The organism is Streptomyces sp. SID9727 (assembly GCF_010550605.1).
Lineage (GTDB): Bacteria > Actinomycetota > Actinomycetes > Streptomycetales > Streptomycetaceae > Streptomyces.
The window spans coordinates 1-9,592 of record NZ_JAAGNI010000500.1 but is presented as its reverse complement, the minus strand read 5'-3'; the positions used below and the strand labels follow the sequence as shown (position 1 = coordinate 9,592).

The 9,592-nt window shown below is 72.7% G+C and carries 9 protein-coding genes and 1 pseudogene; 4 read left to right on the top strand and 6 right to left on the bottom strand.

Annotation, left to right across the window (positions count from 1 at the left end):
* Positions 1 to 384, bottom strand: a pseudogene (locus G3I41_RS34180) (metallophosphoesterase); the annotation flags it as partial.
* A 65-nt stretch (positions 385 to 449) separates the two neighbouring features.
* Positions 450 to 695, bottom strand: coding sequence for a hypothetical protein (locus tag G3I41_RS36580; protein WP_203602060.1), 246 nt, complete (start codon positions 693 to 695; stop codon positions 450 to 452).
* Between the two features lie 121 nt (positions 696 to 816).
* Here G3I41_RS36580 and G3I41_RS34175 point away from each other — a divergent pair, with 121 nt between their 5' ends.
* Positions 817 to 2,091, top strand: a complete 1,275-nt coding sequence (locus G3I41_RS34175; protein ID WP_343242280.1) for a D-alanyl-D-alanine carboxypeptidase — start codon at positions 817 to 819, stop codon at positions 2,089 to 2,091.
* On the opposite strand, the gene G3I41_RS34170 is transcribed toward G3I41_RS34175, so the two are convergent.
* The gene (locus G3I41_RS34170; RefSeq protein WP_164404407.1) at positions 2,039 to 2,995 is read right to left on the bottom strand and encodes a YihY/virulence factor BrkB family protein; all 957 of its coding nucleotides are present in this window, start codon (positions 2,993 to 2,995) and stop codon (positions 2,039 to 2,041) included. The genes G3I41_RS34175 and G3I41_RS34170 overlap by 53 nt on opposite strands.
* Before the next feature lie 140 nt (positions 2,996 to 3,135).
* Here G3I41_RS34170 and G3I41_RS34165 point away from each other — a divergent pair, with 140 nt between their 5' ends.
* Positions 3,136 to 4,476, top strand: coding sequence for an FAD-binding oxidoreductase (locus tag G3I41_RS34165; RefSeq protein ID WP_164404406.1), 1,341 nt, complete (start codon positions 3,136 to 3,138; stop codon positions 4,474 to 4,476).
* 29 nt (positions 4,477 to 4,505) lie between these two features.
* Positions 4,506 to 5,294 carry a decaprenylphospho-beta-D-erythro-pentofuranosid-2-ulose 2-reductase gene (locus G3I41_RS34160; protein ID WP_164404405.1) on the top strand — a complete coding sequence of 263 codons (789 nt, stop codon included), beginning with the start codon at positions 4,506 to 4,508 and terminating at the stop codon, positions 5,292 to 5,294.
* Positions 5,295 to 5,298: 4 nt separating this feature from the next.
* On the opposite strand, the gene G3I41_RS34155 is transcribed toward G3I41_RS34160, so the two are convergent.
* Complete coding sequence (locus G3I41_RS34155; RefSeq protein WP_164404404.1) at positions 5,299 to 5,892, bottom strand: 2'-5' RNA ligase family protein; 594 nt, start codon at positions 5,890 to 5,892, stop codon at positions 5,299 to 5,301.
* A 106-nt stretch (positions 5,893 to 5,998) separates the two neighbouring features.
* Positions 5,999 to 7,012, bottom strand: a complete 1,014-nt coding sequence (trpS, locus tag G3I41_RS34150) for a tryptophan--tRNA ligase (protein WP_164404403.1) — start codon at positions 7,010 to 7,012, stop codon at positions 5,999 to 6,001.
* A gap of 203 nt (positions 7,013 to 7,215) precedes the next feature.
* On the opposite strand from trpS, the gene rocD reads away from it, so the two are divergent.
* On the top strand, positions 7,216 to 8,421 hold the full coding sequence (gene rocD, locus G3I41_RS34145) for an ornithine--oxo-acid transaminase (protein WP_164404402.1): 1,206 nt from the start codon (positions 7,216 to 7,218) through the stop codon (positions 8,419 to 8,421).
* A 48-nt stretch (positions 8,422 to 8,469) separates the two neighbouring features.
* Here rocD and G3I41_RS34140 read toward each other — a convergent pair.
* The coding region (locus tag G3I41_RS34140) for a PLP-dependent aminotransferase family protein (RefSeq protein WP_164404401.1) at positions 8,470 to 9,592 on the bottom strand (1,123 nt) is incomplete at its 5' end.

Below are 9,592 nucleotides of genomic sequence, written 5' to 3'. Positions count from 1 at the left end.
CGCCGACGCCGGTACGGGGACGGGCGCGGGTTCCCGTACGGGCGCCGCCTCGGCCGCCGTCCGGCGCGCGAGCCACCGGCGGAGCAGGGGCCGTACGGCCTCGCCGACGAGCAGGGCGAGCGTCAGATAGAGCAGCGCGGCGAGCCAGAGGTACCCGGGCCAGGCCAGCGCCCGCTGGACCGGGAAGGGCGCGCCCGCCGGCCCGGCGACCAGGGCGCCGGTGCTGAGCAGCGGCAGCACGTACGCGGCGATCGTGCCGGCCCGGCGCCAGGGGCTGCCCTGGGCCGTCGTGTCACCGACGAACCGGCGCCACAGATAGCGGTGCACGGCCGCCAGCAGTGCGAGCACCACGACCGCCGCCAGCACGGCCCCCACGACCCTCATGCCCGCTCCCCCGCCCCGTTCATCCCGGTACCGCCCGATTCAGGTCCCGGCCGGGACCAGCGATTTCAAGCCTTTTCGGTGCGCAAGGCCCTGACGCCCCGGAACCCGATCCAGCCCACGGCCGTCCCCAGGAGAAAGGACGTGATGGCGAGCAGCAGATGCACCCAGAAGTACGCGGTCGGGTCACCGGCGTCGTCGAAAGCGAGGCCGCTGCCGTCCTTCCACAGATTCTTGGCGAAGGTGACCCAGATGACCCACGACCACGCCCCGAAGGCGAGCAGGAACCAGGAGACCGGGCGGCTGAGCTTCATGGATTCAGTATCACCGCCGCGTTCCGGGTGGCGCGGGCGGGGTGGTCCGTCCCGGCGGTCCGCCCGGCGGGTCTGGCCGCCGGTACATATATTCACATCAACTGCATGTACGTTTTCGACCGTGCCAGCTCTCAAGAAGGCCGCGTTGGCGGTCACCTCTGCCGCCCTGCTGTCCGCTTTCGCCGTCACACCCGCCTCCGCGGCCGACGGGGACGACGACGCCCCCAAGCCCCCCGCGGCCATGTCGCAGGTCGGTGGCGCGCAGCTGGGGCAGGCCGGCACCCAGGTCGCCCTCGGGCCCGGCGCCCCGGTGCTGCCCAAGAAGCTGACAGGCCGGTCATGGATGGTCTCGGACGCGGAGACCGGCGAGGTGCTCGCCGCGCACAACGCGCACTGGCGGCTGCCCCCGGCCTCCACGCTGAAGATGCTCTTCGCGGACACCCTGCTCGATGATCCGGCGCTCCTGCCGAAGACGCGGGAGTACACGGTGAAGGACGAGGACCTCGCCGGCATGGGCGAGGGCAGCAGCCTCGTCGGCATCAAGGAGGACCTCAGCTACACGGTGCACGACCTGTGGCTCGGGGTCTTCCTGCGTTCGGGGAACGACGCGGTGCACGTACTGGCCTCGATGTACGGCGGTGTGCCGAAGACCGTCCAGGCCATGCAGTCCCGCGCGGTGGAGCTCCAGGCGCTGGACACGAACGTGGTGTCGCCCGACGGGTACGACGCGCCCGAGCAGGTCTCCAGCGCGTACGACCTCTCGCTCTTCGCCCGCGACGGGCTCCAGAACGCGGACTTCCGGGAGTACTGCTCGACGGCCACCGCCCAGTTCCCCGGCGAGAAGAAGAAGGGCGGGAAGCGCGAGACCTTCGGCATCCAGAACACCAACCGGCTGCTCACCGGGGCCGACGGCGTCACCGCGTACAAGGGCATCGCGGGCGTCAAGAACGGCTACACCACGCACGCCGGCAACACGTTCACCGGCGTCGCCGAACGCAACGGCAAGGTCCTCCTGGTCACCGTCATGCACCCGGCCGACGACGAGACGCACGCCGTGTACAAGGAGGCGGCCCGGCTCCTGGACTGGGGGTTCGCCGCGACCGGCAAGGTCACCCCGGTCGGTGAGCTGGTCGCGCCGAAGTCCGCGGTCACCGGCGACGGCGCGGACACGGCCGGGGCGGGCAAGGGCGCCGAAGCGGACACGGCGGACACGGACCGGAGCGGCCACGGACCGGACACGACCGCTCGGGTGGCGGCCTCCACCGGCGGCTCCAGCGGGGTCGGCATCGCGCTGGGCATCGTCGGCGGGGTGCTGGTCCTCGTCGCGGGCGGAGTGTTCCTGGTCAACCGGCGCTGGCCGCTGCCGGACCTGATGCGTCGCCGTCCTCGCCCGTGACGCGCCGTGCGGCGGGCGTGGAGCCCTCCTCCGTCTCCGCCGCCGGCTCGTCCTCCTTGCTCGGAGTCGCCGTCCAGGCGGCGCAGAACAGCAGCAGCTTCGCCGTGAAGTTGATCCACAGCAGCAGGGCGATCGGCACCCCGAAGGCGCCGTACATGCTCTTGGACGCGACGCCCTTCATATAGCTGCCGAGCAGCAGCTTGAGCAGTTCGAACCCGACCGCGCCGATCAGCGCGGCCACCATCAGCCGGCGGCGCGGCGGTTCGACGCCGGGCAGCAGCGTCAGCAGGTAGAGCAGCAGCAGGAAGTCGGCGGCGACGGCCACCAGCAGGGCGGCGATCCGCAGCAGCACCCCGCCCGCCCCGTTCTCGGGGATGTGGAGCAGGTCCGCGACCCAGCCCACGGCCACCGAGCCGACCGAGGAGATGGCGAGCGTCACCAGCGCCGCGCCGCCGAGACCGAACAGCACTCCGGCGTCCTTGAGTTTGCGCAGGACCGGATTGCCCTCGTCCAGGTCGTCCCGCTCCCAGACCGCGCGCAGGCAGTCCCGCATCGAGCCGATCCAGCCGATACCGGTGAAGAGCAGCAGCGCACCGGCCACCAGGCCGACCGTCCCCGCGTGGGCGACCAGATTGTCGATGCCGAGCTGGTCGGAGATGCCGGGCACCTGCTCGGCGATCTTGTTCTCGATCGTGTTCAGCTGCTTGTCGGTCAGCAGCGCGGCACCGATCGCCGCGCCGACCGCGATCAGCGGGAAGAGCGCGAGGAAGCTGATGAACGTGATGGCCGCGGCCAGCCGGGCCCAATGGACCCGCACCAGCGTCTCGTAACTGCGCCAGGCGTGCGTCTCCATCAGCCGGGAGACGAGTGGCCCGATGACGGGGAGTTTCTTCAGCCAGTCCATGGGTCACGACTACCCCTCCGGCGCGCCAAAACCGAAGCCCGGTGGACGGTGCTGGGCATGACGGGCCCTCAATCACCCATTTCGGTGAGTGTTGTAACAAATCCCTCAAAGGTGTTATCCCGGGCGATACGGTCACCCTCATGTCCGTCGACACCGTGTCCCTGACCGGCTGGGGCCGCACCGCCCCGACGACCGCCCTGCGTTTCCGCCCCCGCAGTCACGAGGAGGCGGCGGCGACCGTGGTGGGCTGCGGGCCGCGCGGCTCGATCGCCCGGGGACTGGGCCGGACGCACGGCGACGCGGCGCAGAACGCCGGGGGTTCGGTCCTCGACATGACGGCGCTCGACCGCGTCCGGGCGATCGACGCGGCGGCCGGCCTGGTGGTCTGCGACGCGGGCACGACCCTGCACCGGCTGCGCGAGGTGATGCTTCCGCTCGGCTGGTTCCCGCCGGTGGTGCCCGGCGGGCGCTACGTCACGGTGGGAGGCGCCATCGGCTCGGACGGGCACGGTGACAACCACCGCGCGGCCGGCTCCTTCTCCCGCCACGTCACGGAGTTCTTGCTGCTCACCGCCGACGGCGAGGTGCGGACGGTACGCCCGGGCACCCCGCTCTTCGACGCGACCGCCGGCGGTCTCGGCCTGACCGGGGTCATCCTCTCCGCCACGCTCCGGTTCCGGCCCGTCACCACGGCCCTGATGGCGGTCGACACCGAGCGGGCGGCCGGCCTGGACGACCTGCTGGCCCGGATGGGGCGCGGCCACCGCCCCTACGAGTACGCGCGGATCGACCTCACCGCCCGGGGCCGGGCCACCGGCCGCGGCGTCCTGGTCCGCGCGGACCACGTCCCGGTGGGGGCGCTCCCGGCGCACGCCCGGCACACCGCGCTCGCGCTCGGCCCGGCCCGCCGCCCGGCCGCGCCGCCGCTGCTGCCCCGTCTCCTCGGCAGGCTGTCCGCCGCCGCGCTCAACGAGATCGGCTACCGCTCCGCGCCCCGGTCGCGCACCGGGGAGCTCCGGTCGCTCGGCGCCTTCTTCCGCGCCCTGGACGCCCGGCCGCACAGCGACCGCGTCTCCCCCACCGGGGGCCGCATCCACTACGCGTTCCTGGTCGGGCACGGGCAGGAGGAGACGCTGCGGCGGATCGTCGGACGCATCGCCCGCAGCCGCTGCCCGTCCTTCCGGGCGGTACTCAGGCGGTGCGGCGAGGGCGGCCCCGGCTGGCTGTCGTTCCCCGCGCCCGGCTGGCATCTCTCCCTCGATCTGCCGGCCGGCCTGCCGGGGCTCGCCCGCTTCCTCGACTCGCTGGACGAGGAGGTGGCGGCGGCGGGCGGCCGGGTCTCCCTCACCGAGGACGCCCGGCTGCGCCCCGGCGCGCTCGTCGCGATGTACCCGCGGCTGCCCGACTTCCGGGCGCTGCGGGCCGAGCTGGACCCGACCGGGGCGTTCCGCTCGGACCTGTCCCGCCGGCTGTCGCTGTAGACCCCTCTTCCCCTGCAAGGAGCGTTCCCGTGAAGGATGCCTTCGGTGCCCCGCAGTCCCTGCTCGTCCTCGGCGGCACGTCGGAGATCGGGCTCGCCACCGCACGCCGGCTGATCGCCCACCGCACCCGCACGGTCTGGCTGGCCGGCCGGCCCTCGCCCGCCCTGGAGGCGGCGGCGGAGGACCTGCGCCACCGGGGGGCGTACGTGCAGACCGTGGCGTTCGACGCGCTGGACACCGAGTCCCACGAAACGGTCCTGGGCAAGGTCTTCACCGAGGGCGACATCGACATGGTGCTCCTCGCCTTCGGCATCCCGGGCGACCAGGAGCGCGACGAGGAGGAGCCGCTCGCGGCGGTCCGGGTGGCGCAGACGAACTACACCGGCGCGGTCTCCGCCGGTCTGGTGTGCGCGGGCGCGCTCCAGGCGCAGGGGCACGGATCGCTGGTGGTGCTGTCCTCGGTGGCCGGTGAGCGGGCCCGGCGCGCGGACTTCATCTACGGGTCGAGCAAGGCGGGCCTGGACGTGTTCACACAGGGCCTCGGTGACGCGCTGCACGGCACGGGGGTGCACGTGATGGTGGTGCGGCCCGGGCTCGTGGTCCCGGACGCGGCGGCGGTGCGGGAAGCCGGGGGGCCGCTGGCGACGATCCCGTTCACCCGGACGCCGCTGGTGACGACGCCGGGTGCGGTGGCGGACGCGATCGTGACGGGGCTGCGGAGGCGTTCGGAGACGGTGTGGGTGCCGGGGGCGCTGCGCGGGGTGATGTCCGCGTTGCGGCACGTGCCCCGGCCGCTGTTCCGGCGGCTGCCGGTGTGACCCGCTACGGCTGCAGCGAGGGCGCGTCCAGGGTGCTCCCGCTCTGGGCGGGGACGGCGGGACCGGTGCCGCCCGCACCGAACGGGAACTCGTTGATCTTGCGCCAGACGCGGTCCAGCCGGCCCTGCTCGTACAGCGCGAAGGAGCCGCAGATCCAGGACGCCTCGTAGTCGGCGAGCTCCTCGTACGCCCGGTCCATCGCCGCTTCGGGGATGTCGTGGGCGACGGTCACGTGCGGGTGGTACGGGAACTGGAGCTCGCGGGTCAGGGGCCCGGAGGCGTCCCGCACCCGCTTCTGGAGCCAGGAGCAGGCCGAGGCGCCCTCGACCACCTGGACGAAGACGACCGGGGACAGCGGGCGGAAGGTGCCCGTGCCGGACAGCCGCATCGGGAAGGGGCGGCCGCCGGTCGCGATCGAGGCGAGGTGCGCCTCGATCGCGGGCAGGTCGGCGGCCTCGGCCTCGGTCGGCGGCAGGAGGGTGACGTGGGTGGGAATGCCGTGTGCGGCAGGGTCCCCGAAGCTCGCGCGGCGTTCCTGGAGCAGGCTGCCGTAGGGCTCCGGGACCGCGATCGAAACGCCGAGCGTTACGGTCCCCACGTCGTTCTCCTCAATTCTCGGTGGTCTGTTTTCAGCCACTGACGGCCGCAGACTTCACGCCGCAAGTGTGCCGCCTGCGAGCCCTCCGCCGCCAGGGTCCTTGGACTCAGTGCTTGGCGGGCAGAAGGCCCATCCGGTCGTAGGTGAGCGCCAGGGTCTCGGCGGCCACGGCCCGCGCCTTCTCGGCGCCCGCGGCCAGGATGGAGTCCAGCGTCTCCGGGTCGTCCAGGTATTCCTGCGTCTTCGTCCGGAACGGTGTGACGAAGTCGACCATGACCTCGGCCAGGTCCGTCTTCAGCGCGCCGTAGCCCTTGCCCTCGTACTTCTGCTCCAGCTCCGGCACCGAGGCACCGGTGAGCGACGAGTAGATGCTGAGCAGGTTGCTCACGCCGGGCTTCTCGGCCCGGTCGAAGCGGATCACCGTGTCGGTGTCGGTGACGGCGCTCTTCACCTTCTTGGCGGTGGTCTTCGGCTCGTCCAGGAGGTTGATCAGACCCTTCGGGTTCGCCGTCGACTTGCTCATCTTCGAGGAAGGGTCCTGGAGGTCGTAGATCTTCGCCGTCTCCTTGAGGATGTACGGGTCCGGGACGGTGAAGGTCTCGCCGTAGGTGCTGTTGAACCGCTCGGCGAGATCGCGCGTCAGCTCCAGGTGCTGGCGCTGGTCCTCGCCCACCGGGACCTGGTCGGCCTGGTAGAGCAGGATGTCGGCGACCATCAGCATCGGGTAGGTGAACAGGCCGACCGTGGCGCGGTCGGCGCCGTGCCGGGCGGACTTGTCCTTGAACTGCGTCATGCGGGACGCCTCGCCGAACCCGGCCAGGCAGTTCATGACCCAGCCCAGCTGGGCGTGCTCGGGCACATGGCTCTGGATGAACAGCGTGCAGCGCTCGGGGTCGAGACCGGCGGCCAGCAGTTGCGCCACGGCGAACCGGGTGTTGGCCCGCAGCTGCGCCGGATCCTGGGCGACGGTGATGGCGTGCAGGTCGACGACCATGTAGAAGGCGTCGTGGGACTCCTGCAGGGCCACCCACTGGCGGACCGCGCCGAGGTAGTTGCCGAGGTGGAACGAGCCGGAGGTGGGCTGGATTCCGGAGAGCACGCGGGGACGTTCAGAGGCCATGGGCTCATTGTCTCAGGTGTGCGGGCCTTCCCGGGCGCCCGGTGGAGGAATCGCCCGGCGGGCTCGCGCGGCGGAACCCGGCGGGCTCGCGCGGCGGAAGAATCAGCCGCGCCGGGGACCGAAGGTTTCCCCGCGGACGAACCGACCGACGATACAAAGTGGGCCCCACCCACGGCCCACACCGCACGACGATCGGAGATCCCGTGTCGACCACGGAAGACGCCATCGCCTCCGCCGAGGCGCACAGCGCGCACAACTACCACCCACTGCCCGTCGTCGTCGCCACGGCGGACGGGGCCTGGATGACGGATGTCGAGGGCCGCCGCTACCTCGACATGCTCGCCGGATACTCGGCGCTCAATTTCGGCCACAACAACCGCCGGCTGATCAACGCGGCGCGGGCACAGCTGGAGCGGGTGACGCTCACCTCCCGGGCCTTCCACCACGACCGGTTCGCCGACTTCTGCACGCGCCTGGCGGAGCTGTGCGGCATGGAGATGGTGCTCCCGATGAACACCGGGGCGGAGGCCGTCGAGACGGCGGTGAAGACCGCCCGCAAGTGGGGCTACCGGGTCAAGGGCGTCCCGGACGGCATGGCGAAGGTCATCGTCGCCGCCGACAACTTCCACGGCCGCACGACCACGGTCATCAGCTTCTCCACGGACCCGGAGGCCCGCGCCGACTTCGGCCCGTACACGCCGGGGTTCGAGATCGTGCCGTACGGGGATCTCACCGCGATGCGCGAAGCCATGACGGAGAACACCGTGGCCGTGCTGATCGAGCCGATCCAGGGCGAGGCGGGCGTGCTGGTGCCGCCGCCGGGCTATCTCGCCGGGGTGCGGGAGCTGACCCGCGAGCGGAACGTGCTGTTCATCGCGGACGAGATCCAGTCCGGTCTGGGCCGGACCGGGAAGACCTTCGCCTGCGAGCACGAGGGCGTCGTCCCCGACGTGTACCTCCTCGGCAAGGCGCTCGGCGGCGGCGTCGTGCCGGTGTCGGCGGTGGTGTCGTCGGCGGCGGTGCTCGGTGTGTACCGCCCCGGGGAGCACGGCTCGACGTTCGGCGGCAACCCGCTGGCCTGCGCGGTGGCGCTGGAGGTCATCGCCATGCTGAACACCGGCGAGTACCAGCAGCGCGCCGCCGAGCTGGGCGACCACCTCCACCACGAGCTGGGGCTCCTGGCGGGCGGGGGCTCGGTGCAAGCCGTACGGGGACGCGGGCTGTGGGCGGGCGTGGACATCGAGCCGGAGGTGGGCACCGGCCGCGAGATCTCCGAACGGCTGATGGAGCGCCGGGTCCTGGTGAAGGACACCCACGGCTCCACGATCCGGATCGCGCCGCCGCTGGTGATCGGCAAGGAGGACCTGGACTGGGGTCTCGAGCAGCTGCGGGAGGTCCTGCGCGGCTGACACCGGGGGCGGGCGCGGACCGGGAGCCGGCCCGGCCCGCCCCTCAGCTCAGCTCAGCACCCGCAGCAGCGCCTCCAGCGCCCCCGACCACGCGCTGTCCGTGGGGGTGCCGTAGCCGATGACCAGCGCCTCGCGCTTCAGGTCGGCGTCCGGGTGGCGGAAGTAGGCCAGGCCCTCGACCGCGAGGCCCTGCCAGGCCGCCGCCCGGATCACCTCGGCCTCGCCGCCCTCCGGCAGTTCGAGGACGGCGTGCAGCCCGGCGGCGATCCCGCTGACCCGGACCTCCGGCGCGCGCTCGGCCAGCGCCGCGACGAGCTGGTCGCGCCGGTTGCGGTAGCGCAGCCGCATGGACCGCACATGCCGGTCGTACGCCCCGGAGGCCATGAACTCCGCGAGCGTCAGCTGGTCCAGCGCGCCCGGCGCCCAGTCGCTCGCCCCCTTCGCCTCGGCGATCCCGGCGGCCAGGGCGCGCGGCACCACCATCCAGCCGAGCCGCAGCCCCGGTGCCAGGGACTTGCTGGCGGTGCCCAGGTAGACGACGCGTTCCGGGTCCAGGCCCTGGAGGGCGCCGACCGGCTGGCGGTCGTACCGGAACTCGCCGTCGTAGTCGTCCTCCAGGATCAGCCCGCCGGTGGCCCGGGCCCAGTCGACGGCCGCCGCCCGCCGGTCCGGGTGGAGCGGGACGCCGGTGGGGAACTGGTGCGCCGGGGTCAGCAGGACCGCGCCCGCGTGGCGCAGGGCGTGCAGCTCGCCGGTCCGGGTGCCGAGCTCGTCGAGCGGCAGGCAGGGGATGCGCAGCCCGGCATCGGTGAGCAGGCGGGTGTGGACGTCGAGACCGTACGACTCCACGGCCACCTCCCGCACCCGGCGCCCGCGCAGCACCTTGCCGAGCAGCATCAGGGCGTGCACGAATCCGGAGCAGACGATGATCCGGTCCGGGTCGGCGTACACCCCGCGCGCCCGGGCCAGGTACTCGGCGAGGACGGTGCGCAGTTCGACGCGACCGCGCGGGTCGCCGTAGCCGAAGGCGTCGTTCGGCGCGGCGGCCAGGGCGCGCCGGGCGGCCTTCAGCCACTCGGCGCGCGGGAAGGTGGCCAGGTCCGGGGTGCCCGGTTTCAGGCTGTACGCGGGTGCGCCGCGCGGTGGCTTCGCGCGGGGAGGCGTGGCCGCC